Origin of the sequence: Bifidobacterium favimelis, from assembly GCF_037963085.1 — a bacterium.
GTDB classification, from domain to species: Bacteria; Actinomycetota; Actinomycetes; order Actinomycetales; family Bifidobacteriaceae; genus Bombiscardovia; species Bombiscardovia favimelis.
The window spans coordinates 1,274,646-1,300,584 of the sequence record NZ_JBANDZ010000001.1; the positions used below are offsets into that span (position 1 = coordinate 1,274,646).

Below are 25,939 nucleotides of genomic sequence, written 5' to 3' on the forward strand. Positions count from 1 at the left end.
CCGGACACGTCCCCCCCCTGGGCGGCGCCCGGCACCGGCCGTCAGCCGATCTTCAGGCTCAGCCCTTCTTGGCCAGCACCTCGTCCAGGTGCTTGTCGAACTTCTGCGCGGCCTCCTTGGTGGACATGGAGCCCGTGGCGACGTTCTGGGTGAACTCGTTGATGGACTTGTCGCCTTCGACCGTGGCCCAGTTGGGTGACGCGGGTGTGGACTTGGAATCCTTGGCCGCATCGAAGAAGCCCTTCTGCACCTCAGGGAAGTCGGAGGACTTCATGGCCTGGTCCAGACCCTCCACGGAGTTGGGAAGCCAGCCGTCGTTCTTGAAGACCCAGTTCTGCTGGATCTCATCGCTGGCGGCGATCTTGACCCACTCCTGGGCGAGCTTGGCGTTCTGGCTCTTGGCGGCGATCGCCCAGTCGGAGCCGGCCACCATGGACTTCTGGTTCTTTCCGGACTGGCCGGGCATGGCGAAGGTGCCCAGGTCGGAATCCTTGAGTTCCTTGTTGGCTTCCTTGGCTGCGGGTATGGAGGCGCTGTTGCTCAGAATGGCCCCGGTCTTCCCGTCAGCCAGGAGCTGGTCCATGCTGGGGCTGACCGTGTCCACGGTTTGGGAGGCCTTGCTGGAGTACTTGTTCTGGAAGGCCTTCCACTGGTCCATGCCCTTGACGGATGCATCGCTGGAGGTGGTGGCCTTCCAGGTTCCGCCATTGTTCTCGGCCACGTCACCGCCGGCATCCCAGATGAACTGGAGGGCGGAGTACCAGTACTGGCCGGGCAGGTAGAAGGGGACGAAGTCTGCGTTGCCCTTGTTCTTCTCCTGGATCTTGTCCAGGTCGGCGGTGAATTCGTCCCAGTTCTTCGGCACCTCGGTGATGCCGGCGTCCGACCACACCTTCTTGTTGTAGATGACGGCGCGGGCGGCGGCGAAGGCCGGGATGCCATAGAGCTTGCCGTCGATCGTCGCCGGGTCTTCCAGGCCCTTGACCCAGGTCTTGCCGCCCGACATCTCGCCCTTCAGGCTGGTCAGGTCCATGAGGCCGCCGGAGGCGGCGAAGCCGGCCACCTGCGTGTTGCCCATGTCGATGATGTCGGGAGGGGTGGAGGAGGCCAGGGCCGTGGTCACCTTGGTGGTGATGTTGTCCCAGGGCTGGATCTGGAGCTTGACCTTGGCACCGGTCTTCTTGGTGAAGGCATCGTTGATGGCCGCCAGGGTCTTGTCGGTGTAATCGCCCTTCATGGCCCACACCGTGATGGACTTGTCCTTGTTGTCGCTTCCCGAACTATCACCGGACTTCTTGTTTGAACCTGCGCCCATTGAGCAGCCGCCCAGGGTCAAAGCGATGGCCGTGGCCACGGCCGCTCCGGCGATCAGTGTCTTCTTTCTCATCTCGAACCCTCCAAGGAGTTGACTTCCGTTTATGCTTCTTTGCAGTGGTCTTCCGTCGGAACCCCGCACCCACTGCGTACGGGACCCTGCGTGACGCCGATGGTCTGCGCCGACCAGCGTCAGTTGACAGTTGCCAGTCACTCCGGTGAAGGCAGTGGAAAGCGAGACCGTGTGTCTTCTTCGAACTCCGCTTCTTTATTTAGTTTGCTTTCCTTACTTTCACCAGAAAAACTATTAACAATATATGACACCCTCCTACCGGACGCAATTCGACACGCCCGGAGCCGGGTCAGAAGGTTCAGCAGGCCGTCCTCCGTGACCGATAAGCCCTGACCGCCCTGACGGCTGCCGCCACCGTGCCCGCATCAGTGACCTCCACACTGGCATCCTCGCCCCCGCCGCCGGGCCCAGCCGGAGCCGGCACCAGACGCTTGGCGGAAAGGTGGACGGCGGCCACCCCCAGATCCAGGACCTCGCCTATGGCATCGATCCGGACTCCCCCACCGGCCATGATCTGGATGCGGCCGGCAGCCTGAGAGACCAGGTCGCCGATGGAGTCCATCCCCTCCGGGACCGAGGGAGCTCCCCCGGAGGTCAGAACCCGGTCGAAACCCAGGTCGATCAGCTGGTCCAGGGCCCGTGACCGGTCGACGACCATGTCGAAAGCCCTGTGGAAGGTGACCTCCACCCTCCTGCCCTCCTGGTCGCCTGCGGACCTGGCGGCGGTGACCAGATCCCTGCAAAGGGCAAGGTCGACACGCCCATCGGCGTTCAGGGCGCCGACCACGACACCCCCCGCCCCGGCCTTGACGGCAGACCGGACATCTTCGACCTGCACCCTGCGCTCATCTTCGTTCTCGTATACGAAGGCACCCGCCCGGGGCCTGATCAGGACCTGTGCCCCCAGGGGAAGACCGACCCGGCTGCAACCCGCGATGACCGCCCAGCTTGGCGTCAGACCACCGTAAGCCCCCAGCCCGGCGCAGACCTCTATCCTGTCCGCCCCCGCCTCCAGCGCCGTCCGGGCTCCGGCGACATCCTGCACCGCTATCTCCACGCGGGGTCCATGCATGTCCTTCATACAATCTCCCTTGATCCGTACGCTTCACCTGTCAGATGGCCCCGCCCCTCCGCGGGCTTCGGGCCGACAGGACCAGTCTAGGGCATTTGCGGCCGGGCGGCGTCCACAACCGTGGACGGGCCTGGTCCGAAGGAACCACCAGGGACGAGACAGGGTCGATGGTATACTTAACGCTGTTAATATATAAACATCGTTATGAATGGTGTACGCCTCATCGGATGACGTCAGCACCGCCGGAGGAGACCTGGAGGGGAAGCATGAAGGGATACGGGAGTGCGAGCGCCCCGGCGGCCATGTCCGAGCTCAACCAGTCCCGGATCGTCCAATACCTTCACCGCAACGGGGTCTGCTCCCGGGCCCAGATAGCCAAGGGACTGGGATTGACGGCCCCCGCCATCACAAAACTTGTCGCCCGCCTGATCGAGCCCGGCATCATCAGCGAGACCGGAAACCTGGGGGGCAGGGGCCACCGCCGCTCCATCGGCCTCAGGCTCAACGCCTCCAGCCACCTGGTCATCGGCGTCAAATTCGCCCGCAGCCTGGTCCAGATCGGGGTCTTCGACCTCAGCGGGAACCTGATGGGCATGCAGGAGCTGCCCCCCGTCGGCGACGGAGACGTACAGCAGGCCGTCGAAACGGTGAAGAAAGACGTCAGAGGCCTGATAGATGAGGACCCCCGGATCACCGGGGTCGGCATGGCCGTACCCGGCCCCTACCTGCGCGAGGAGGGCAGCATAGCCCTGGTCACCGGCATGCAGGGTTGGCGGGGGGTCAACTTCAAGAGGGAATTCTCCCAGGCCTTCGAGGTCCCCACCTTCATAGAGCAGGACGCCCGGGCCGGGGCCCTGGCCCAGAGCCTCTTCGACCCCCGCATCGACAAGCCGGACATCGCATACTACCTGGTGGGCGAAGGGGTGGGTCTGGGGGTCCTCGAAGGGGGAAGCCTCCTGAACGGTTCGCAGGGGGCCGCCACCGAAATCGGCCACATCAGCATCAGCCAGGAGGGGCCAACCTGCGAATGCGGCAATGTAGGCTGCCTGGAATGCTACTGTTCGGCCGTGGCCCTCCACCATACCCTGGTCTCCCCAGCTCATGCCGGGCACTACCCGGGATTCCGGGGGCTCACCCACTCCCAGGCCTGTGAGCGCCTTTTCGCCATGGCGGAGGACGGCGACGGGGAATCACGGGCCCTGGTGGCCGACCTGGCCCGGTATGTGGGCTATGGATGCGTGACCATAGTGAACGCCTACAATCCCAGTCAGATAGTAATCGGCGACATCATGGCCCGGGCCGGCAGGCCCCTCCTCGATACCGTCCGGGCCCTGGTCGAGGCCAGGACCATACCCCAGGTGGGGGGCAGGACCCAGATACTCCTCTCCAGCCTCCCCGTGGACGCCACGCTGACAGGGGCCGCCGCCGTGGCCGCCAACCAGTTCCTCCTCCATCCGGCCGCCTTCGTCGGCCGGGCCAGGAGGGAACCGCCCGATACCGGGCGCAGGCCAGCCCCCGTCAGAGCAGACCAGGCCCGGCAGCGACGGGGGCAGGCCGGGGCAGGCCTGCGAACAGGCTTGCAGACGGCCAAAGTCGTCGGGCAGGTTACGGAAAACGACAGCAAACAGAAGGAAGGATAACCATGGCAGACAAGCCGATAGTCCTCAGCATAGGCGAGATTCTCTGGGACATGCTCCCTACGGGGAAACGGGCCGGCGGGGCCCCGGTCAACTTCAGCTACCATGCGGCCAAGAACGGTGCGGAAGGGTATGCCATCAGCGCCGTGGGCGAGGACCAACTGGGTCGGGAACTGGAGGAGGCCGTCCACCAGGCCGGTGTCAACGCCCTCCTCCAGCACAACCAATGGCCGACCAGCACCGTCGAGGTCCAGCTGACCGAGGGCATACCCGAATACATCTTCAAGGAGAACGTGGCCTGGGACCATGTGGAATTGACCGACCGTCTGACCGACCTGGCCTCCAGGGCCGACGCGGTCTGCTACGGCACACTGGGCATGCGCAGCGAACAGTCACGGGCCACCTTCGAGGAACTCCTCAGGCGCACCCGGCCGGACGCCATGCGCTTCTTCGACATCAACCTTCGTGGGGCCTACTATTCCAAGGCATTGATCGAGGAGCTCCTGGGCATGGCCACCATGTTCAAGCTCAACGACGAGGAACTGGTCATCCTGCGTGACATGTTCGACATCAGCGGGGACACCGACGCCGAGGTATGCGACTGGTTCATGAAGCGGTACCACCTGGACACCGTGGTCCTGACAGCCGGAAGCGCCTACAGCACCATCTATCTGTCCGATGGCGAGACCTCCCGCCTGCAGACCCCAAAGGTGACCGTCGCGGACACGGTCGGGGCCGGCGATGCCTTCTCCGGGACCTTCGCCATCAACAGGCTGATGGGGGCCTCGCTGAACCAGGCACATCGCGCCGCCGTCAACACGGCCGCCTTCGTCTGCACCCAGGAGGGGGCATGGCCCCAGTATCCAGCCAGGATGCATGACTATCTGGCCGACCAGGGGCGTTGAGAGGGGGCCTGGGCGGGCCCTCCGGGACGGGGCCGGCGCTCGCGTCGACGGAGGGCCGCTTAAGCCCTGGGAGGCATCATACGGCTTCCAGCCCCGTCAACCGAGGTAAAGTGCCTGCATATGGGGCCTGCAGGCTCCTGGTGCCATATGGCGTAGGATCGTGTCCGGCACAGACATATGAAGGGGATTCGTCATGAGTGCTTTCTACCAGCTCTTGGTGCTCGGCAACGGCTTCGATCTCGAGTGCGGCCTGGCATCCACCTTCAATGACTTCGAAATCCCCCGCCTGCAGGACCTCCCCTCCCGCCTGGGCAGCAAAGGTGTCACGGTGTGGGACCTCGTCCTCCAGGACAGCCGGCGCAACCGGTCCTGGTTCGATGTCGAATCCAGCATGGGCGAGTGGCTGGGACCCTCTTCCCCACACATCGACAAGATCATGACCGCCGCGGCCGGGTACCTGCGCTCCCGGGCGGAGGGGGAGAAGGTCCTGGACTCCCCCGCCGACCCGGACCGATTCCTCCACATGGATGCTGAGGGCCAGGTGGCGGCCATCATCGTGGACCGCTACGGGTGGACCGGAGGGGAGGACAAGCATACCCTCTATGACTGCTTCATGGACCAGCTCCACATCTTCGAACGCGAGTTCTCGGACTACCTGCGAGGCCAGGTGGCATCCGACCCCGAATACAGCCGGCGCTGCCACAAGCTGATCACCGCCCTGATCAACGACCGCCTGCCCGACCCCAACTCCCTGCGACCCTGGGAGGAGAAGCCCGAGCTGATCGAATATGACGGCAATGGAAAGCAGTTCAAGGGCCATCCCGAGAACGTCTCCCTCCTCGACTTCAACTACACGGACCCCTTCGCCGGCCTGCGGGATTGCCCATCCCTGGCCAACATCCACGGAAACCTGACCGATGGGGACATCGTCTTCGGCATCGACGGGTCGAATCTGTCGGCCTCGGACCCCGACTACGCAGACATCGTCAAGTTCACGAAGACCTTCCGCCTCATGGCGCTCCGTCGGGAGAGCAACATCACGGTCATCCATCCATACGTGATGGGCAGACCGGGCAACGAGACGGACATCATCAAGTTCTACGGCCACTCCCTGGGACCCGCGGACTACTCGTACTTCCAGTCCCTCTTCGACACCGTGGACCTGTATGAGAGCCAGACCCGACTGGTTTTCTACTACAACGAAAACCGCAGGAACGGCGGGCCGTCCGCAGGCGGGGGGTCGCCCTCGAACGGCGGCGCCGCCGGTGAGATGTACGAGAAGGTCAACCGTCTGATGACCAGGTACGGGGAGACCCTCGACAACGAAAGCCATGGGAGGAACCTCCTGCACAAGCTCCTTCTCGAGGGCAGGCTGAGCGTGGCCCCGTCACCCAGGTGACCTCCATCAGGCCCTCCCCCGGCGCGGGGCCGCCACCCGGCAGTAGAGGACCATCCCCGACCTCGGCAGGGTCCCTCCCCCGGCGCGGGGTCACCAGGTGGAGGAACCACCGCCTTACTCGGGAATATCGGCCGGTCTGCCTTGTTGTATACTGATGAAGCCGGTCACCAAGACCGGCGGAGCTTGATAATTCAAGATCGGGGCTGATCGGTTTCGACGGTGACCTGTTCGTCGCAGGGAAGCGTGCCGAGAACGCGGGGGTCCGCTCGTTAATGTCCTCCCGCAAAAAACAAGTGCTAAATCTAACCGCACTGAGTTTGCCCTCGCTGCCTGAGCTTCGCGCCAGGATTAAACAGTGAGCAGCAGCTCCGTCCGCTCCCCTTCGCCTTCGGGGGGAAGCCGGGCGTCATTCAGAAGGCTTGCCTGAATCACCGGGCCGCAGGGTGATTCGGGGACTTTTACTGTGACTATGCCCGCCACCGGTTGTCTGCGACACAGGTGGGGGCAGATAAATAGCCATACGGCCAGCAGACTACGCACGTAGAAGACTGAGGGTGCGGTCACCGGACCGGGGTTCAATTCCCCGCAGCTCCACTCGAACACAGCCGCCCGGGTTCGCCCGGGCGGCTTTTTTGTTGTAATTCCGCCATCCACCCGCCTTCCGTCATCCACCGGCCTTCCGTCATCCACCGGCCTTCCGTCATCCACCGGCCTTCCGTCATCCACCGACCTTCCGCCATCCACCGGCCTTCCTGCTGCACAGCGCCTGCCCGACCTCAAACGGTTTGATTTGGGTCCAGACGTTTCAACAGGACGACCCTGCAGGGCAGCGTATGGGAAGAAGCCGGCGGGTATCCCAGCCGTACGGAAGTCGTCCAGGCCCGGCATCGGCAAGAGCTACCCATCCCCAGAGATGGGGGGCGTCTCCATAGGAAGTCGGTTTGCCCGGCTCATGCGCATCATCGGGAGAGAAGGCCGGCCCGCCGGCCAATTGTGCACCTTGGTGTAGAGTCGCAGAAGGAAAAATGAAGGGGTCTTTGGGTGGGCAAGTCTTGCTGACATGATGGACGTGTCAAATGTCGAGCCTCCTGCCACGGGCCATACATATCGAAGAGGAGGTCATTTTATGGCTGTTTTCTATGCTTTCCACTACCGGGAAGATCATCGGCGCGTCCAACAGATCATGGACATCAGCGGCGTTGAAGGGCAACCGCTGCTCAGCACACAGGATTGGGAAAGCATCAAGAGCCGAGGGGATGCGGCGGTCGAGGACTGGATCAATGAAGAGATGAAGGATAAGACCGCTGTGATTGTCTTGAGCGGGCTTTACACGGCAAGCCGGCCCTGGGTGCAATATGAGATACGGCACGCATGGGATATCAGTAAGCCGCTCTTGTCGATTGATATCAGCGGGTTGGAGGACGATAACGGGCAGACGGACCCGATAGGGCCGGATCCGTTCACCTTCCTCGATAATTATGAGACAGTCTGCATCCCGCGTTATATCCCAAGCGGGCCAAGTGCTGATTTCTACAACGAAATCAAGGACAATCTCGCGCAGTGGGCCTCCCAGGGTTACGTGCAACGGTTGTTCTTAGGCAATCAAGAACAGCTAAGACGGCCCTCCGACTATCTTGAGGCGACGGAAGGAAAGGACGGACAGGTGCACACTGATTGATGGCCCTGTTCCAGCCCGTCATATTGCTTTTCACAGGCCTCATTTCTGGAGGTGTCTGCTTGACGGCCTTCTTGCGCGGTTGACTGAGGGCATGCCCAACAGTCGGATATTCCGCTTTCATGAAGCAGAAGATGAAGCAGAAGGCCGAACCAGCCCATGCCGGCCTGTTCTTGCGCACCTGTATGGCGAAACCGTAAGGCCATGCAGGAATCGGCATGAGCCTGGTTTTGAGGCCTGCGCAGGAAGATGCCACCCGATTGACTGCCCCCCCCCTGTAATCAAGGTCAGGTATCGCTGTTGTCCGCCAGGCTGACGGCTTTGCCCTGTCCCGTATACCATCCCTTTGCCGGATGGGCAAAGACCGGCCCGGCTCCTCGCCCGGGAGGGCACAGGCAGGGGCTTTCATACAGGTACCTTGGGCCGTCGGGCAACGTCCGACAGGGGCTTGCCGTCCACATGGGTGCGCCTTCAGGACGGTCCTTGCAGACCGACCGCCAGACCCGATCACGACGGCAACAGATCGGCCTCTCGCATGGCCTGGGCGGCCGGCACCGCCGCGTGGCCCCAGGCCCCGCATACTCATATGGGTCGGGGCGCGGACCCCCGGGGGGGCCGGGGGGCGAGCCCCCGCCCCGAGGGGAAAAGAGAGGGGGGGGGGGGGGGGGCCCCCGGGGGGGGGGGGCGGCCCCCCCCCCCCGGCCCATATGTATATCCTAAGGGGGCGGGAAGAGTCCGGCTGCCCTCAGTCGCTGCAGAGGGTCAGCGGCTGCCAGGGTTGGAGGACGACCGGGTCGGAGGCGAGTGCCTTCAGGGTCTCCTGGTCCAGGAACTCCTTGCGGACGATGGCCTCGGAGACGAACTGGTCGAACCATTCGGCCGAGGCGACATAGTAGCCGTCCACCCCGTTCGCCTTGCCCCAGGAGTTCTCCACCTTCCACCGGTCCGGCCTGCCCTCCTTGTCCAGGTTCACTCCGGTGATGGTCATGGCGTGATTGCTGGGGAAGTCGCCGTACTCCAGGCCGTCGCCCTTCTCGATGGAGAAGTCGGTGCCGAAGAGCTGATCCACCTGGACCGTCCCCCGGTCGAAGATGCCCGCCTTCCGCAGGGAGAACTGATCGCAGTCACAGGCGAACCAGGTGGGGTGCCCGGCGCTGATCTGGTCGGTAACGGCCTTGCGCAGGACCTCCAAGGGGACGTTGACGAAGTTGAGGTTGCCGTCTTCGGCCACGTTGTTCACATAGGCGATCTGGTAGTGGCGGTTGAAGGGGGTGGCCTCCATCGGGGAGTTGCACAGGGTCACATAGTCGTTGACATCCACCGGGACATACTTGCGGTAAAAATCCATGGGGGTGATGCCGAACTCACGGATCTGGACGCGCTCGTCCCTGCCAGACTCACCCTGGGTCTTCCCCGGGGCCGAATCGCCCTCTGCGGCCTTCTTGGAATCGGACCCCTTGGCCCCCTCGTCCTCGTCACCCTTGACACGGGCGGAAAAGTCGAAGGTGGCCGGAGGCTCGCCCAAGGCGATGGCGCAGATGCGGTATACGGTCTCCATGTCCCTTGTCTTGAGCTCCCTGAGCTCATCCATGCCAGCTCCTGCGGCTTTCTTCCTGCGCAGTTCGATGGCGTCCTGGCGGAGCTTCTTGTTCAGGTAGAGGTTGAAGTCACCGGAATCACGGGAGTTGGCGGACTCCGGGTAGGCGGACTTGGGTACCAGACCGTACTTGTTGACCAGGTTGGCGAACATCTCCCACCAGCCTCCGTCGTCGGCCGGGCTCTCATTGAGTATCTGGACCAGCCGGTCGTCCGAGGGCCTGTCCAGCGTGGCCAGGACGTTCTCCAGATAGGCGTTCGCCTTCTCCATCTTGTCCCAGAAGAAGAGATAGGTCTCGGAGAATTCGAAATCCTCCAGCTTCCACCGGTGGATGACCTCATAGCGCAGGACATTGAGAGAGGCGAACATCCAGCAGCGGCCGGAATGCTCCTGGTTGGTCACCGACCCCTGCTTGAGGTCCACGGAGAATTCCCTGAGCAGGGAACGGGCGCCCTCATAGCCGGTGGCCGCTTTCAGCACCCCCTCGGAGACGGCCGCATTGGCCGCCACCCTGTTGGCCCTGTCCGCGCGGAAGGCCTCCCCATAGCGTTGCAGGTCCTCTGCCTGTATGGCTCCAGATGTCGTGTCCTTGTTCAATACCCTTCCCTTTCTGATGGAAGATCGCCCGGATTGCTCATACCCGCCGGGCCCGATCACGGATGAAACCCATCGATGCAGCCGCCCCCCCCCCGAAGCCGGGGGCGGGACCTGCGGCGGACCCACCCGATTCACATGCGTTGTTGGCATTCTATACCCTCAGGGTGGCCGGTGCCCCCTCCGGGTGTTCAGGGGATGGACTTTGGTCAGCCGCCATCGGTGAGATTAGAATGATGACCCATGAGAATCGTCATACAGAGGGTCAGCCGGGCCGACATGGACGTGGTCGATGAGGAGGGGAACCCCGATGCCGGGTTCGCTCCGGTCAGGATGGGCCAGGGGATGGTCATCCTGGTCGGAATAAGTGATGCAGATGGGCCCGGACAGGTGGCCTATGCCGCCAGGAAGCTGTCAGGGATGCGCATCTTCGAAGACGGGGAGGGGAAGATGAACCTCTCCGTCCTCCAGGTCGGGGGCGGCATCATGTCGGTCCCCCAGTTCACCCTCTATGCCGGCCTCAAGCACGGCAACAGGCCCAACTTCCTGGCGGCCGGCAGGCCGGACCACGCGAAACGGATCTGGGAGGACCTCAACAGGGCCCTGGAAGATGAGGGCATCCCCGTGGTGACCGGCAGTTTCGGCGACCACATGCGGGTGGGACTGACCAACGACGGCCCTGTGACCATCCTCATGGACACGGATGAGCTCATGGACTGAAGCCAAGGGCCGGGACTCCACAACCTGCCGGCCCAGGGTGAAGGGCCGGAAGGGCGGCCAGGCCCTGCACGTCCCCCTACTTGATGATGGGGCGGGTCGGGGCCGAGACGTCGACCTGGTGCTTGTCGCCGATCACCTTGGGGTCATGGATGATCTTGTCGACGACCGCCTGCTTCAACTGGAGCTGCGACCCGTCCCCCCAGATGATGACCTGCTTGCCGCCCTCCAGGTCGGTCCTGACCGAGTCCTGGGTGTCGGCCGCCACCTTGGTGACGGAACGGCGCATGTCTTCGGGCATGGAGCGCAGGATCTTCAAGGCCTGGCGGACGGCCTTCCCACTGAGTCCGCTGTCCACCTGGTCCACGTCTATGACCGGAATCCCCTCCACCGGCCCGTCCACCACGTTGAGCACACGGGCGTCACCATCCACGGCGGTGAGCTTCTTCTTGGAATCCTTGAGTATGGCCGTGGGCTCTTCGGCCTTGAAGGTGACCTCCAGGCCGTGGGGGAAACTCTTGCGGACCTCGGCCCGTGTCACCCCGGCAAGGCCGCCCACCGCCGACTCTATCCTGGAGGTCGACACGAGCAGCAGGGACTTCCCCTGCTCTTTCCGGGCTATCGAGAGGACCTTTTCATCAGAGACCCAAGCATTGCCGCCCCTGACGGATATCTGCGCCGGATCCAGGCGGAGGACCGGGGACAGGAAGAGGAGCCAGACCAGGGAGGAGACCAGGATGACTGCGAGGGCCACCAGGGAGACCCTAACGATTACAGCCCGCAGGCCGACCCTTTTCTTCTCACGGACCCTGGCCTGGAAATCGATGACCTTGGGACGGACGAAGACGCCCGTTCCCCCGTCGGCCCCGATCCTTCCGGAGACCGATTGGTCGGGAGAGAGGGAACGGGCATCCACGAACCCCGAGGAGACGCTTCTTCTCTCCCCGCCTCTCCGCCCGGGCAGGCCGCCGCCCCGGACGGCCGCCGAAGCCGAACCGACGATCTCCCGACCTTGTGCCTGTTCCGGCCTGCCGGAGCGGGAGGAAGAGGGTGAGGGCTCCGACTTCACGGAGCGTGCCTGACGGGAGGGTGATTGCGGGTTAGAAGACCCAGGCGTGGGTGAAGCTCCCGTCTGCCCCGATGGAGACTGTTCGGACGGGGTCTTCCCCTCCTGCCGTCCACCTCTTCCCCGGCCCCTGCGATGCCAGGAGCTAACGATCCGTCGAGCGCTCATCAGCGGCCCCCAGTCCATCGGCCGTATCCCGGTTCTTGCCTTGGGCCAGCCTGTCGAGTATGACCTGGGCCATGGCCGTCACATCGCCCGCGCCGACGGTCAGGATCACATCGCCCGCCTGGGCCCTGTCAGCCAGGATCCGGGCCGCCTCCTCCATGTCGTCAACCTCCTGGAAGCGCCTTCGATCCGCGTCGTCCGCCGCCCGGATGATGGTCTGTGGGCCCACGTCCGGGAAGTCCTCCTGCTTCTCCCTGGCAGGGTATATCGCCGTGACCACGACATCGTCGGCACGTGAAAGGGCCTGGGCGAACTGGCGGGCGAAGAATCTTGTGCGCGAGAACAGGTGGGGCTGGAAGAGGATCCTCAGTCGCCGGCCGGGATAGCGGCGGCGGGCGGCATCGATCAGGGCCCGGATCTCAGTGGGATGGTGGGCATAATCATCCACCACGCTGACTGATCCCTGCACCCCCTTCAGGTCGAACCGGCGGGCGGCGCCCTGGAAGTCCTCGGCCGCGCAGGCCGCCCGGCCGGGCTCCATGCCCAGAATCACGGCTGCCGTTATGGCCGCCGCCGCATTGCGCGCGTTGTGCAGACCCGGTATGCTCAGGTGGACCGGCAGGCGGATCCCCTCCCCCTCCCTGCCGCCGGGACCTGAAGGCCGGTTCCCCACCAGACTTGCGGGCAGGCGGAGCACGAAACGCTCCTGCCCACTGCCGGCCGCCTCGGATTCCGACTCGATTCTGACGTAACCGGCTGCGGCCGGGAGGGGCCCGAAGTCCTCTTCCGCCTCGGTGGAATAGACCACCAGACCGGCCCGGCAGTCCTCCCCCAACCTGTCTATGACCTCCCGGGCCCCCGGATCGTCGCCGCAGATGATCACCGACCCCGTGACGTGGCGGGCATGTTCCACAAAGGCACGGCGGAAGGCATCCGGGCTGCCGTAATGGTCCAGGTGGTCGGCCTCCACATTTGTGATGATCCCGATCAGAGGATGATATTTTTCAAAACTCCCGTCGGACTCGTCAGCCTCTGCAACCAGGACATCGCCCCGCCCGAGGTGCCCCCCCTCGACCAGGCCTGATGCCATCCTCAGGGAGCCCCCGATGGCATAGCTGGGATCGGCCAATCCCCCCTGCCCTGATTTGGACAGGATATGTGCCAGAAGGGCGCTGGTGGTGGTCTTCCCATGGGCCCCGGCAACGGTCACGGCCCTGTGGGACGACATGAGGAGGGCCAGTATGTCGCTGCGGTGGACCAGACGGATCCCCCTGGCCCTGGCCTCCACGATCTCGGGGTTGTCCGGTTTGATGGCTGTGGACCAGACCACCGTATCGGCCCCGTCGACGTTGCCTGCTGCCTGCCCTATGCGGACGGGTATCCCCATGGCCTCCAGACGGGCCGTCCTGGCGCTGGCCTGCATGTCGGATCCGCAGACATCGGCCCCACCCTGCTTGAGCATTTCGGCCAGGACGCTCATTCCCGCCCCTCCGATGCCGATGAAGTGCACCCGCCCCAGGTCCCCAGGCGTCACATCCCGCCCCGAGAAGGGGTCCCGGGTCGGGTCCAGGACCTGAGGGTCCTGGACCAAGGCGGGCTTGGATGCAGCAGGCCGACCGGTTTCAGACCCTGCCCCGGCCGGGGTGCCCCCATGCCGGCTGCGGGCGGCCTGCAGCCCCCCTGCCCCCTCTCCGGTGGCCTGGGCGGCCGGGCGGCCGGTCGCGGACTCGATCCTGCTGTCATCACCTGTCAAGGTACATCTCCTCACCTTCAGGGTATCCAAGAAACTCTGCTGGAACCATGGTCTCACACCTGCGGACCGACGGGACAGACCGGGAGACCGCCCGACCGCCCCTGCGGACCCCTGCCCCCTGTGAACCCCGTCATGGTCCGCAGGTCCTGGGCGGACCGGATCCTCAACGGGCCGGGCCGCCGTCCCTGCCGGCCAGGTCGAGGACACGTCCGGCCATGACCTGGGCGGCATCCCGTATGCCGTATCCCCAGGCTGCCCTCCTCATGGATTCCAATTTCCCCTTGTCCGCCATCAGGGGCGGCAGGCTGGAACGGACCCAGTCGGCCGTCATCCGGGCATCCTCGACAAGGAGGCCGCCTCCGGCGTTGACGACGGGGAGGGCATTGTACCTCTGCTCGCCGTTGCCGATCGGGAGGGGGACGTAGATGGCCGGCAGCCCAAGGGCGGTCAGTTCGCTGACCGAGCCGGCCCCGGCCCTGCAGATGACCAGGTCGGCGCAGGCGAAGGCCAGGTCGATCCTCTCCAGATAGGGGACCACGTGGTAATCCCCCTGCCCGGCGTGCCCGGGATCCAGGTCGTTTATCTGATCCCGGCCAACCTGTCCGGCCACATCCTCCACGACCTCTCCATCCTTCCCCTTCCCCGTCAGATGCACCACCTGTGCCAGAGGAAGGACACTGGCCGCCGCCCGGGCCATGGCCCTGTTCAGGTTGAGCGCGCCCAGGGAGCCCCCCGTGACCAGAATGACGGGCCGGTCAGGGTCCAGACCCAGACGGCGGGCGGCCTCCCTCCTGGCCCGGGCGGGGTCCGATTCCATCTTTGTCGCCAGGTCGGCTATGGCCGGGCGCAGGGGCAGGCCCACCCGCTCGATCAGACAGGAGGGACCCACCTTGAGGCCGGTGGAATCATAGGCCGTCCCTACATAGTCGGCCCAGCGGGCACCCAACCTGTTGGCCATGCCGGCCCGGGCGTTCTGCTCATGCACGGCCAGGGGCAGACCCATGGCGTGCGCCGCCCGGTAGGCCGGAGCCGAGGCGTAGCCCCCGAAGCCAACGACGACATCCGCCTTCCTGTCAGCGAGTATGGCCCTGGTCCTGACCACCTCCCTGCGCCATCTGGCGGGGAATCTGACGGCGGCCGCATCCAGCCTTCGCGGGAAGGGGACCTTGTCTATGGTGTCAAGCTCGAATCCGGCCTGGGGGACCAGGTCACGCTCCAGACCGGCGGGGGTGCCGATCACGGTCACCTTGGCCTCAGGCCGCCTGTCCATGATGGCTGCGGCCACACTGAGCAGGGGGTTGACGTGGCCGGCGGTGCCGCCCCCGGCCAGGACGATGTGAGGACCTGCGGAACCGGCCCCCCTTCCACCCTCCTCGTCATGCACGGACTCCTTCGAAGCTCCCGCCGTCATCTTCCTGCTCCTTCCCTGGTCTTTCCACAAGTCTTTCTTCCTCCGGCCCGCCAGGTCCGTTCAGTCTCCTTCGACAGAGGCCCTGACATCGTCCTGGGTCCTCATCATGCGGACGGCCACACCAGCGGCCATCAGGCAGAGTATCAGCGCCGTGCCGCCAGCCGAGACGAAGGGCAGGGGCAGGCCCATGACCGGAAGGATGCCCAGGACCACACAGATGTTGACCAGGGCCTGGCCCACGATCCATACGGCCAGGCAGGTCAGGACCATGGCGGCATAGCGGTCACGGGTGGTCAGGGCCAGACGGACCATGCACCACCCCATGACCACGAAGGCCAGGACGACGAGGGCGGCCCCCAGGAAGCCCAGCTCCTCGCCGATGACGGCGAAGATGAAGTCGTTGTGTGCCTCGGGCAGGTAGTTCCACTTCTCCCGGGAGTTGCCCAGCCCCACCCCGGTCAAACCACCGGAGGCCATGGCGTACATGCCGTGGATGGACTGGTAGCACACGCTCTGCACGTCCTGGCCCGAGCACTGCCCGTAGGTGGCCATGATCCGCTTCATCCTGTTGCTGCTGCCCATGACGGCGAAGGCGATGATGCCGGCCAGGCCCAGCAGGGAGAGGCTGAGGAGCCACTTGAGGGAGAAGCCGCTGACCAGGAAGGCCGCGAAACCGATGATGACCACGATCATGGCCGTGCCCAGATCCTTGCCGGCCATGATGAGGATGAAGCTGATCATGAAACCAGCCACAGGAGTCACGTAAGCCAGCCAGGAGTGCTCCTCCAGCTTGTCATGCCGGCGGCGCGCGTCCATCAGGGCCTTGGGGAGCCAGATGCAGAGGGCCAATTTCAACATCTCGGCCGGCTGCATCGTGACCCCCCTGAAGGAGATCCACCCGGCGTTGCCGTTGGTCGACAGTCCCAGTCTGGTGAAGGTGAGGGCCTGTACGAACTGGCTGAAGATGAGGAAGGCCAGGGAGAACCTGGCATATGTGCCCACTCGTATGTGGGCGGCCACGACGGAGACGACCAGGCCGATCAGGCAGTATATGCCCTGGCGGAGCGCCTGGTTCCACGGGGACTGTCCACGGGCGACCAGATCCACCGAGGAACTGGAAAAGACCATGACCAGGCCGAACACCGTGGTGGCTGTCACCGTGGTCAGGAAACCGTTGTAGCACCACACCGGATTGAGCAGGGCCCGCCAACCCCGGTAGGCCTTGTCCTGCCCGGGCCGGGGGCCCTGCTGTGACCTGCTCCCCCGGCGGTCCGCGACCCGCCCGCCCTCAACCCTGCGACTCATGGCCATCCACCCACTGACGGGCCTGGTCCGCGAACTGCTCACCCCTGTCCGCGTAGGAGGCGAATTGGTCCATTGACGCGCAGGCGGGAGCCAGAAGGACCACCTGCCCGGGGCGGGCATACGAACCGGCGGCCTGGACCGCCCTGCGCATCACGCAATCCGCCGGGTCCGGGTCGATCACGGTGACCGGTATATCCGGTGCCTCCCGTCTCAGGGCCTCCAGCAGGGCCTGCCTGTCCCGGCCGATGACCACTGCTGCCGCGATGGTCTTGGCCTGTGAGGCGACCAGATCTTCGAACCTGCCCCCCTTGGCCAGTCCTCCGGCGATCCAGACCACCGACTTGGGCCCATATGTGGAGAGGGAGGCACGGGCGGCGTGGGCGTTGGTCGCCTTGGAGTCATCGACGAACCTGATGGACCCGCCGGGGCAGTCCAGGCTGGCCACCGTCTGGATCCTGTGGCCGCCGGGGGCGAAGGAGGCCAGGGCCCCGATGGCGTCATTCCTCCCCGCCCCAGCCCCCAGGGCCAGGGCCAGGGCGCACAGGCCATCCGCAAGGAGATGGGGGTATACCCTGCCATCGGGTTCACACAGATGGACCAGGCGGGAGAGCTCGACCAGGCGTTCGGCCTGGGCATGAGACCCCCCGGCCACCCCGCTCCGGTCGACGATCCACCCCTCCTGCACACCGATCTGCCCAGGGGCCGGAGCGCCGAGGGTGAAGCCCACCCTCCGGCAGCCGGGGGCCGGGTGGGCGGCCCCGGCCAGACGGCTGACCCTGGCATCGTCGGCGTTGTAGACCAGGGTGCCGGTGACCCCCTGATAGACCTTGGACTTGTCGGCCGCGTAGTTCTCGAAACCGCCGTGCCAGTCCAGGTGGTCAGCTGCAAGGTTGGTTATGGCGGCGCATTCCAGTTCCAGGGAGCTGGTGAAGTGGAGCTGGAAGGAGCTCAGCTCGACGCAGAGGAAGTCATCGGCCGGGTCCACGGCCGCCTGTGAAAGGGCCCTCCCGATGTTGCCGACGGCCGGTGCCCTGAACCCCGAGGCGGTCATCATGGCCGATGTCATCTCCGTGGTCGAGGTCTTGCCGTTTGTGCCCGTTATGCCTATCCAGGGGGCGGGGGCGCCCGTCCTGTTCGAACCGACCCGCAGACGCCAGGCGATCTCCACCTCGCTGACCACGGGGATCCCTCTCGCCTCGGCCTGCTGGATGAAGGGGGTACGTGGGTTGAAGACCGGGGAGGCCATGACCATGTCCACCCCGTTCCAGTCGATATCGGAGAAGTCGTGCAGGTCGGCCTGGGGGACCCGTTCGTCCACGGTGACCACATCGACCGACCGGTCGCGCAGGACCTGGGCCACGCTCCTGCCTGAAATCCCAAGGCCTGCCACCAGAACCCGCTTCATGCTCGCTCCCATCGAAGAAACCCCGTCTCGGTCCTGACCGGCGGTCCAACCTCTTTCACGGGGCCTCCCGCCGGTCGGCAGGGCCCCTCCAGGTCCGTCAGAAGGGCAGACCCGATCGGATGACCCAGTCCAGATAGAAGAGCATGAGGGCCAGGAGGACGAAGAGGAGGTCGATCATCCAGAAACGGACGACCACCTTGGACTCCTGCCACCCCATCAGTTCGAAGTGGTGATGTATCGGCGCCATCTTGAAGACCCTCTTGTGGGTCAGCTTGAAGGAACCCACCTGTATGACGTCTGAGAGGGTCTCGACCACGAAGAGGCCGCCCAGGATCACCGCCAGGAGCTCCGTGTGGGTGGCTATTGAGAGGGCTGCGAAGAGACCGCCCAAGGCCAGGGAACCCGTGTCGCCCATGAAGATGGAGGCCGGGTTGGTGTTGTACCAGAGGAAGGCGAAGCAGGCCACGGCCGCACAGGAGGCGATGATGGTCAGGTCCAGGGGGTCGGAGACCGCATAGGCGTGGCCGAAGTGGCCGGCCCCCTTCAGGTGGTAGCTCTCCCAGAAGGCGATGATCGAATACCCTGTGAAGGCGATCATGCAGCTGCCAGACGCCAGGCCGTCCAGGCCATCGGTCAGGTTGACCGCGTTGCTCCAGGCCGTCATCAGCAGGTTGACCCACAGGACGAAGAGGATGATGGCCAGGGTGCGTCCGGCGAACTCGAAGTTGATGATGGGCTTCTCCACGAAGGAAATGCCGGCCTGAGCGCTGGAGAAACCGGTCTTGGTGGGCAGTTGGAGGGCCAGGATGGCGTAGATGGTGGCCAGGATGAACTGGCCGGCGAACTTCCCCTTGACCGAGAGGCCGGTGTTCTGCTTCTTGCGTACCTTTGCGAAGTCGTCGATGAATCCCAAGGCCCCCATGGAGAGCATGGCGAAGAGGACCAGCATGGCGGAGAGGGAGAAGCTCTCCCCCCTGGACAGGTAGCGGTAGAGGGCCGAGGCCAGCCATCCCAGGAGGATGGCCAGGTTGATGACCAGGCCGCCCATGGTGGGGGTCCCCCTCTTGACCTGGTGCGACCTGGGGCCGTCCTGGCGGATGTACTGGCCGTAATGCAGCCTGTGGACCACATTGATCAGCAGTGGCGTTCCCGCCATGGTCACCACCAGGGAGACCAGTATTCCTATGATGAGTGCAATCACCGTGCGTACCCCGACTCTCGGTTCACCTGTGCCGACAAACTTCCGGACCGGACGGCCCCCTTGACATCCCTCTCACTCATGGGCAGACCCCAGCCAGGCATCGGCCAGCCCGCCAAGGCCGGATGCGTGCGATCCCTTGAGAAGGACCACGCTGCCGGGGTGGGAGCAGGCCTCACCCTCGACCAGGGACCGGGCCTGATCCACGTCATGGGCCAGGATGACCTTGATCCGGCCCTCTCCCGCATCCTGGTCACGGGCGCCCTGCGCCAGGGCTTCGGCCATCCGCTCGATCTCCCCATCCGTCCGGCTGCCGACAGCGACAAGGAGGTCCACCCCCTCCAGGCAACAGGTAGCACCCACCTGGGCATGGAGTTCCAGGGTCTGCGGACCCAGCTCAAGCATGGCGCCCAGCACGGCGATCCGGTGGGGGGCACGGCCCTCCTGCGGGCCCTTCCAAGCGGCCAGGGCCTTGAGCCCGGCCCGGGTCGAATCGGGGTTGGCGTTGAAGGAGTCGTCTATGAGGGTGAAGGAGGCATCAGGCAGGTCAACCCGGCGCACATCCATCCGGTGGGGGCTGATCCGCCTCGCCTCGCCCAGGACATCGGCGATGTCCCGGGATTCCAACCCGAGATGGCGGGCCACGGCCGAGGCAGCCAGTGCGTTCATGACATTGTGCCCACCGCTGATGGCCAGTCTGACCGGAACCGGGTCCTCCTGCCCGCAGCACAGGTTGAAGCGGGGGCGGTCATCGTCATCCAGGGTCACATCGGTGGCCCGGACATCGACGGGCAGACCGTCGGCCCCTCTCGCCCCCAGTCCGAAGCGGATCACCCTGCCCGGAGCCAACGCCGCCATGGCCTCCACCCTGTCGTCATCGGCATTCAAGACGCTCACCCCGCCGGGCACCAGTCCCCTGACGATCTCGCTCTTGGCCTGGGCCGTGCGCTCGATGGAGCCGAATTCTCCCAGGTGGGCCACCCCCACCTTGAGGACGACCGCCAGGTCGGGGGGGACGATCCGGGTCAGCCCGGCTATCTCCCCCATGTGGTTGGCCCCCATCTCCGCCACCAGGAAACGGGTGTCCCCGTTGACCTTGAGGGCGGTCAGGGGCAGTCCGATCTCGTTGTTGAAGGACCCTACGGGGGCTGCCACGGCCCCCAGGCGGGACAAAAGGAGGATCAGGAGGTCCTTGGTGGTGGTCTTGCCCACCGACCCGGTCACGCCTATCACGGTGAAGGGGGAATCCTGGGCCCGGCGGAGTTCCACATTGTACCTGGCAAGGTCTCCGAGCGCCCGGATGGTGTCGTCCACAAGAATCTGGGGGAGATCCGCCCCATCCACGGGGTGGTCGACGATGGCCGCCACAGCCCCCTTGGCCCCCATCCCGGGGACGAAGTCATGGCCGTCCACCCTCTGCCCCGGTATGGCGACGAAGACGCTGCCAGCCCCCACCTGGCGGGAGTCGCTGACTGTGCAGAGGCCCCTGGCCTCATCCGGTTCCACAGGGTCCGGTCCGGCCTGCAGCAAGCGTCCGGACACCGCCCGGGTGATGTCGGCCAGGGTCATGGGCATCATCCTGGTCTGTGCAGTTTGCGTCATCCTCACCTCTCAGGATATTTCGCGGGAGACGCGCAGGGCGCTCCTGATGTTGTTGCGTTTCACGCCGGCAGCCATGGTCATGGCGATGCAAAGCGAGAGTTCATCCACATTCTCTTCAGCCCCCGCGGGCAGGGACTGGCGGGCCATGCTATCAGATTCCTCGGTCCGCCTGGCCACATTCGTCTGCCCGCCAAGTGTGAAGCCGAAGTGGCGCGCCCTGCCTATCAGCTTGGAATGGCGGACGTTCCTCGTCCTGCCCTCCTCGGCGCCCAGGGCGACCACATCCATGTCGACGGACTGCATGGCATCGGCCTGGAGGGTACGGTCGGAGACGTCGATCACCACGGCGGCGGCCCCGTCCTCAAGGCTGATCGACAGGCACCGCTGCACGTCGAACATGCTCAGCGGGTAGTGGAGGTCCAGCTGACGGTCCAGTGAGTAAGAACCCTTGCAACTCAATATCCCCACGGGGTTGCCAAGGACATGGAGGAAATCGCCCAGCATGTCCACCGCGGACGTCTCGTCCTCCCCGACCAGGCCGAATACGGCCAGGGATCCTGAGGGGTCACCGGCCGCGTTTGAGAGGAGCTGCCCCATCTGCGAGGGGAGCATGGTGCCGAAGAGGACGGGGATACGGGCGTTCTTGACCGTCTTCCTGGCTGACAGGGGAAGGAGGGCTGCATAGGCCCCCCTCCACTCGGCATCGTCCACCATCCCCTCTTCGACCGGGGTCTGGGAGGGCACGTACAGGCAGCCGGGCCGGACCGATGGGAGGTCGTCCGCCAGGGAAGTGATGGTGACGGGTTCCGCGAAGGAGGGCACCAGGGTCAACCCGTACCGTCCTTTAAGATATCCCAGGGTCATCCGGCGGGATATGGACTCACTCAAGGCGCTCATGCCATCACCCCTCTTCCGACCGGGCCGCCGGTTGCGGCGGCATCACGGCTGCTGGTCCGGAAGAACCCCGTGCAACCGCCATTTTGACCCATGAATCTCACCACTCTACCGGGATAGCATCAGTGCGCTGCGGCGAGACCGGCACCTGGTATTTCTGCATAAGGAATTCACCGATTTGGGCGAAGATGGGGCCGGCCACCAGGCCCCCGTAAACACCTGCTCCGTTATGCGGGTTCTTGACCACAACGGTGACGACGAACCGGGGGTTGTCGGCGGGAAGGATGCCGGACCAGTCGCTGATGATCCCCCCCAGGCCGCCGGACCCGTCGGAGACCTCGGCGGTGCCGGTCTTTGCCGCCACACGGTAGCCCTCGACCTTGGCCGTCTTCTCGTACTTCTCGGCCACCGACTCCATGCTGTTCATGACCTCGGCCGCGACCTTCGCATCGACCACCCTGGACGGTTTGCGGTCCTGCCCCTCCCCGTCCTCGCCCAAAATGATGGTCTGGGGCTGATGGACCCCCTTGTTGCCGATTGTGGCTATGGCGTTTGTCAGCTGAAGGGCGTTGGTGGCGTAACCCTGTCCGAAAAGGACGGTGTTGCGGGTGCGCCGGTCCCAGTTTCCTGGCTGGCTGAGCAGACCTTGGGATTCCCCGGGCAGACCCAGTCCGGACTTCTGGCCGATGCCGAACTTTGTCAGGTACTCGTAGCGCTTCTGGTCCGGGTAGCCGTCACCCGCCATGACCATGCCCACATTCGAGGAGTTCTGCACGATCCCCGCCAGGGTCCACTGCTCGGGCTTGTGGTTGGTCGAGTCCTTGTACTGCTGCCTGTCCACCGTGATGTGGTCGGGGACCGTGAACCGGTCATCGATCTTGTGGACCCCCTCCTGGAGCATGCCGGAGACGGAGATCGTCTTGCCGATGGAGCCGGGCTCGAATGTCTGCGAAACCGCCTTCGAGGGGTGGATCTTGGCCTCATCGCTGCCGGCCCTGTAATCGTCCGTGTCGGCCAGGGCCAGGATGCGGGAGGTGCCGACCTCCTGGACCACGGCCACCGCCCAGTCGGCATGGTACTTGTCACGGGCATCGTCCAGGGCCTTCTTCACATACCACTGCACATCCTGGTCGATCGTCAGCTTGACGTCGGCCCCGTTGACGGGCTCCTGGGACTTGGTCTGGGTGCCGGGAATCTGCTGCCCCTGCCTGCCCTGCTGGTAGACCTCGTAGCCGTCTTTTCCGGTCAGCCGCTTGTTCTCCATCTGCTCGATCCCATTGACCCCATTGCCCTCCGCGTCCAGGCCGCCCAGGATAGCACCCATGAGATCCCCCCGGGGGTATGTCCGCTGGCTGCTCAGCTCACAGGATATGACCCCGGCCAGGCCCAGCTTTCCTATGGCCCGCTTGGCTTCGGGGGTCACATCCTTGGCCAGGACGGCATACCGGCCTGGAACGCTGAGCTTGCCCCCCAGCTCCATGGGGTTCATCTGCAGGATGGGGGCCAGGAGGTGTGCCACCCCGGCCGCCCCGCAGTCACCGGTGGACTTGGTCTTGCAGCCGCAGGTGTCCTTGCCGGTGGACTTGCTGATGCAGGAGTCCGGAAGATAGGCGGCTGCGGCCTGCGGGTCGGCGATGATCGTGTACCTTTCCAGGCTCTGCGCCAGGACCAGGCCGTTGGTGTCGACGATCTTCCCCCTCTGGGCCTTCAGCGTGTGGGGGACGGTCCGGCTGGCCGTGGCCGCCTGTGCCACCGTTCCCCCCTGGAAGAGCTGTATGTAGGCCAGTTTGCCCAGGGCGGCCAGTGCCACCAGGGCCAGGACGACGGATACGACAACCGTCCGCCTCACGAAGGAGCGTTGGAGGGAGGTCCTGCTGTCGTTTCCTGTCATCCTCATCACCTGCCGCCCTTCGCGTCACCCTGTGCCGGGGGCTGGTAGCCCTTGAGATCGATTGAGGTCAGGCCCTGCTGGGGGACCATCCCCATCTCCTGCGCCTTGTCGGGCAGGGAGGCCCTGAGTTGGTCCAGGGCGTTCTGGTCGTCCTGGACGTCCTGGGTGAGGTCGCTGATCGAAGTCTGCACCTGGGTCGCCTGGAAGGAGTTCTGGACCATCTCCGTACGCAGGAGGAGTGAGCCGATCAGGCAGACCGAGAGGAAGACGATGGCCACGACCACATGGATGAGGGGGGTTGACCGGGTCCTGGTCCAGGCAATGACCCGGCCCGCCCCCTGTGCGAGGGCGTTGCCCGGATGACGGCCCCCCTCGACCAGGGTGAGCTGGGGGCGTGTGGGCCGTTCCCGGGAATCAGGCCTCCGCCTGTCGGGGGTGGCTCCTGAGCGTGCCGTACGGAGTGGCGAAGCCATGGTTCACGACCTTTCCCTGAGTCTGCGGTGTCCATACCTGTCCCCCCGGGCCCGGCCGGCCAGACTGCGCCTGCGGGTGCCCGGGATCTCCCTGGTCAGCTCCACCGCCCTGAGCCTGACGGAGGCGGAACGGGGATTGGTCTCCTCCTCCGCCCGGTCGGCCTTGAGAGCGCCATGGGTCAGGTCCCGGAAGAAGGGTGCCGCCTCGACGGGGACCGTAGGCAGTCCGTGAGGAAGATGGGCGACCAGCCCTTCTGCCATGAAGCGCTTGACGGTCCTGTCTTCCAGTGAGTGATAGGACTCGACGACCAGGCGGCCTCCCACCCTGAGTTTCAGTGCGGCCTGAGGCAGGGTTCGGGCCAATCTGTCCAGTTCCCCGTTCACCTCGATGCGCAGGGCCTGGAAGACCCGCTTGGCCGGATTGCCCGGAGCCCGGTGGGAACGCGGCACACAGGATTCCACCAGGCTGACCAGTTGGCTGGAGGTGCGTATGGGCTGACGGTCCCTGGTCTCGATGACCGCCCTCGCTATGCGGGAGGCGAACCGCTCCTCGCCATAGTCACGGAAGATCCTGGTCAGGTCCTCCTGGCTGTATGAGGCGAGTATGTCGGCCGCCGTCAGCTCCTGCCCCGTGTCCATCCGCATGTCCAGGGGAGACTCATGGGAGTAGGAGAAACCCCGGTCAACCTCATCTATCTGCAGGCTGGAAAGGCCCAGGTCCATGAAGACCACGTCGGCCTCTTCCACGCCCTCCTGGTCCAACACCTCACCCAGCCTGTCGAAGGGGGCATGAACGGGGATGAACCGGTCGGACAGGCCCAGGCGGTCCATACGTCCGGTGGCCAGGTCCAAGGCCTCCTGGTCCCTGTCGATTCCGATCAGCCGGGCCCGGGGGCAGGCCTGGAGGAAGGCGGTTGCATGGCCGGCCAGGCCCAGGGTGCAGTCCACGACCACAGCCCCATTCCGTGACAGGGCGGGCGTCACCAGATCAAGACAGTCCTGAAGAAGGACCGGCCTGTGGACCCTGTTGCCGTCCACATCGTCTTCTCGCATCGTCTCCGCGGCCCTCATCAGACGTCCACCGCCGGAAGGACGTCGTCGGCGATGTCGGAGTAACCCTCTTCCTTGTCCGCCAGGTATTCCTGCCAGGTCTTGGCATCCCATATCTCGGCCCTGGTGCCCACGCCGATGACGGCCACGTCGCCGTCCAGATGGGCGTACTCCCTGAGCATCGGCGGTATGAGGATGCGACCCTGGCGGTCCGGTTCCTGGTCCACGGCCCCGGAGAGGAAGACCCTCAGGTACTCCCTGGCCGACCGGTCGCCCATGGAGGTGTGCTGGATCTGCACGGCCAGACGACGGAACTCGTTGATGGGCAGGAGGTAGATGCAGCGCTCCTGCCCCCTGGCCATGACAAGGCCGGCCCCCAGCTGGTTCCTGAATTTGGCGGGGAGGGCCATCCGGCCCTTGGCGTCCATCTTGGGCGTATAGGTGCCCAGGAGGAGGGGGGGCAGGCCCTGGGTGGTCGTTTCGTCCATGCTCCCACCTCCTCTTCCGGCATCAGTAAAGAGAAAACCCCATCAACGTTCCCCACTTTACCCCACTTATCACCTCAATTCACCACCACACACCTAAAAAATGCAAAAATTTTGGCCCCTCCCTCCAGTTCCGCTCCGATGACCCCGCAGGCACCCGTCCTCAAGGCCGGAACCCGGCCCCCCGATCACACCCGGCCTCCTCCCTGACCGCCGCCCGATGGAGGACGCCGCCCGGACAGGAACCGGTAGGCCTCA

General features: G+C 65.0%; 20 protein-coding genes and 1 other RNA gene. 6 read left to right on the forward strand and 15 right to left on the reverse strand.

Going from position 1 to position 25,939, the window contains the following annotated elements; all coding sequences use genetic code 11:
* Positions 1–58: 58 nt before the first annotated feature.
* The gene (locus V6584_RS05185; protein WP_340469413.1) at positions 59–1,387 is read right to left on the reverse strand and encodes a sugar ABC transporter substrate-binding protein; all 1,329 of its coding nucleotides are present in this window, start codon (positions 1,385–1,387) and stop codon (positions 59–61) included.
* A gap of 298 nt (positions 1,388–1,685) precedes the next feature.
* Positions 1,686–2,468, reverse strand: coding sequence for a copper homeostasis protein CutC (locus V6584_RS05190; protein WP_340469415.1), 783 nt, complete (start codon positions 2,466–2,468; stop codon positions 1,686–1,688).
* A gap of 257 nt (positions 2,469–2,725) precedes the next feature.
* On the opposite strand from V6584_RS05190, the gene V6584_RS05195 reads away from it, so the two are divergent.
* The 5 genes from V6584_RS05195 to V6584_RS05215 all read left to right on the forward strand — a co-directional run bounded on the left by V6584_RS05195 (position 2,726) and on the right by V6584_RS05215 (position 8,078).
* On the forward strand, positions 2,726–4,099 hold the full coding sequence (locus V6584_RS05195; RefSeq protein ID WP_340469416.1) for an ROK family transcriptional regulator: 1,374 nt from the start codon (positions 2,726–2,728) through the stop codon (positions 4,097–4,099).
* 2 nt (positions 4,100–4,101) lie between these two features.
* Positions 4,102–5,001 carry a carbohydrate kinase family protein gene (locus V6584_RS05200; protein WP_340469417.1) on the forward strand — a complete coding sequence of 300 codons (900 nt, stop codon included), beginning with the start codon at positions 4,102–4,104 and terminating at the stop codon, positions 4,999–5,001.
* Between the two features lie 193 nt (positions 5,002–5,194).
* Complete coding sequence (locus V6584_RS05205; RefSeq protein ID WP_340469418.1) at positions 5,195–6,400, forward strand: AbiH family protein; 1,206 nt, start codon at positions 5,195–5,197, stop codon at positions 6,398–6,400.
* Positions 6,401–6,599: 199 nt separating this feature from the next.
* Positions 6,600–6,997, forward strand: a transfer-messenger RNA (tmRNA) gene (gene ssrA / locus V6584_RS05210).
* Positions 6,998–7,526: 529 nt separating this feature from the next.
* The gene (locus V6584_RS05215; RefSeq protein ID WP_340469420.1) at positions 7,527–8,078 is read left to right on the forward strand and encodes a TIR domain-containing protein; all 552 of its coding nucleotides are present in this window, start codon (positions 7,527–7,529) and stop codon (positions 8,076–8,078) included.
* A gap of 742 nt (positions 8,079–8,820) precedes the next feature.
* Here the strand turns inward: V6584_RS05215 and V6584_RS05220 are convergent.
* Positions 8,821–10,269: a C1 family peptidase gene (locus V6584_RS05220; RefSeq protein WP_340469421.1), complete on the reverse strand. Its 1,449-nt coding sequence runs from the start codon at positions 10,267–10,269 to the stop codon at positions 8,821–8,823.
* Between the two features lie 240 nt (positions 10,270–10,509).
* Between V6584_RS05220 and dtd the strand changes: the two genes are divergently transcribed.
* Positions 10,510–10,986 (forward strand): D-aminoacyl-tRNA deacylase, encoded by a 477-nt coding sequence (gene dtd, locus V6584_RS05225; RefSeq protein WP_340469423.1) that lies wholly within the window; start codon positions 10,510–10,512, stop codon positions 10,984–10,986.
* A 76-nt stretch (positions 10,987–11,062) separates the two neighbouring features.
* On the opposite strand, the gene V6584_RS05230 is transcribed toward dtd, so the two are convergent.
* The 12 genes from V6584_RS05230 to mraZ all read right to left on the reverse strand — a co-directional run bounded on the left by V6584_RS05230 (position 11,063) and on the right by mraZ (position 25,684).
* Complete coding sequence (locus tag V6584_RS05230; RefSeq protein ID WP_340469424.1) at positions 11,063–12,052, reverse strand: cell division protein FtsQ/DivIB; 990 nt, start codon at positions 12,050–12,052, stop codon at positions 11,063–11,065.
* 142 nt (positions 12,053–12,194) lie between these two features.
* Entirely contained in the window at positions 12,195–13,805 is a 1,611-nt protein-coding gene (gene murC / locus V6584_RS05235; RefSeq protein WP_404802633.1) for a UDP-N-acetylmuramate--L-alanine ligase, read from the reverse strand.
* Between the two features lie 325 nt (positions 13,806–14,130).
* Positions 14,131–15,378 (reverse strand): UDP-N-acetylglucosamine--N-acetylmuramyl-(pentapeptide) pyrophosphoryl-undecaprenol N-acetylglucosamine transferase, encoded by a 1,248-nt coding sequence (locus V6584_RS05240; protein WP_340469426.1) that lies wholly within the window; start codon positions 15,376–15,378, stop codon positions 14,131–14,133.
* Between the two features lie 60 nt (positions 15,379–15,438).
* Complete coding sequence (locus tag V6584_RS05245; protein WP_340469428.1) at positions 15,439–16,683, reverse strand: peptidoglycan glycosyltransferase FtsW; 1,245 nt, start codon at positions 16,681–16,683, stop codon at positions 15,439–15,441.
* A complete protein-coding gene (murD, locus tag V6584_RS05250; protein ID WP_340469429.1) occupies positions 16,667–18,100 on the reverse strand; it encodes a UDP-N-acetylmuramoyl-L-alanine--D-glutamate ligase in 1,434 nt (477 codons plus the stop codon). The genes V6584_RS05245 and murD overlap by 17 nt, the downstream gene beginning before the upstream one ends.
* Before the next feature lie 85 nt (positions 18,101–18,185).
* Positions 18,186–19,289, reverse strand: coding sequence for a phospho-N-acetylmuramoyl-pentapeptide-transferase (gene mraY, locus V6584_RS05255; RefSeq protein WP_340469430.1), 1,104 nt, complete (start codon positions 19,287–19,289; stop codon positions 18,186–18,188).
* A 72-nt stretch (positions 19,290–19,361) separates the two neighbouring features.
* Positions 19,362–20,864, reverse strand: coding sequence for a UDP-N-acetylmuramoyl-tripeptide--D-alanyl-D-alanine ligase (locus tag V6584_RS05260; protein ID WP_340469769.1), 1,503 nt, complete (start codon positions 20,862–20,864; stop codon positions 19,362–19,364).
* 33 nt (positions 20,865–20,897) lie between these two features.
* Positions 20,898–21,785 carry a UDP-N-acetylmuramyl peptide synthase gene (locus V6584_RS05265; protein ID WP_340469431.1) on the reverse strand — a complete coding sequence of 296 codons (888 nt, stop codon included), beginning with the start codon at positions 21,783–21,785 and terminating at the stop codon, positions 20,898–20,900.
* 97 nt (positions 21,786–21,882) lie between these two features.
* On the reverse strand, positions 21,883–23,673 hold the full coding sequence (locus tag V6584_RS05270) for a peptidoglycan D,D-transpeptidase FtsI family protein (protein WP_340469770.1): 1,791 nt from the start codon (positions 23,671–23,673) through the stop codon (positions 21,883–21,885).
* A gap of 5 nt (positions 23,674–23,678) precedes the next feature.
* Positions 23,679–24,146 carry a cell division protein FtsL gene (ftsL, locus tag V6584_RS05275; protein WP_340469433.1) on the reverse strand — a complete coding sequence of 156 codons (468 nt, stop codon included), beginning with the start codon at positions 24,144–24,146 and terminating at the stop codon, positions 23,679–23,681.
* A 3-nt stretch (positions 24,147–24,149) separates the two neighbouring features.
* Positions 24,150–25,199, reverse strand: a complete 1,050-nt coding sequence (gene rsmH, locus V6584_RS05280; protein ID WP_340469435.1) for a 16S rRNA (cytosine(1402)-N(4))-methyltransferase RsmH — start codon at positions 25,197–25,199, stop codon at positions 24,150–24,152.
* A 17-nt stretch (positions 25,200–25,216) separates the two neighbouring features.
* Positions 25,217–25,684, reverse strand: a complete 468-nt coding sequence (mraZ, locus tag V6584_RS05285) for a division/cell wall cluster transcriptional repressor MraZ (RefSeq protein ID WP_340469437.1) — start codon at positions 25,682–25,684, stop codon at positions 25,217–25,219.
* Between the last annotated feature and the right edge of the window lie 255 nt (positions 25,685–25,939).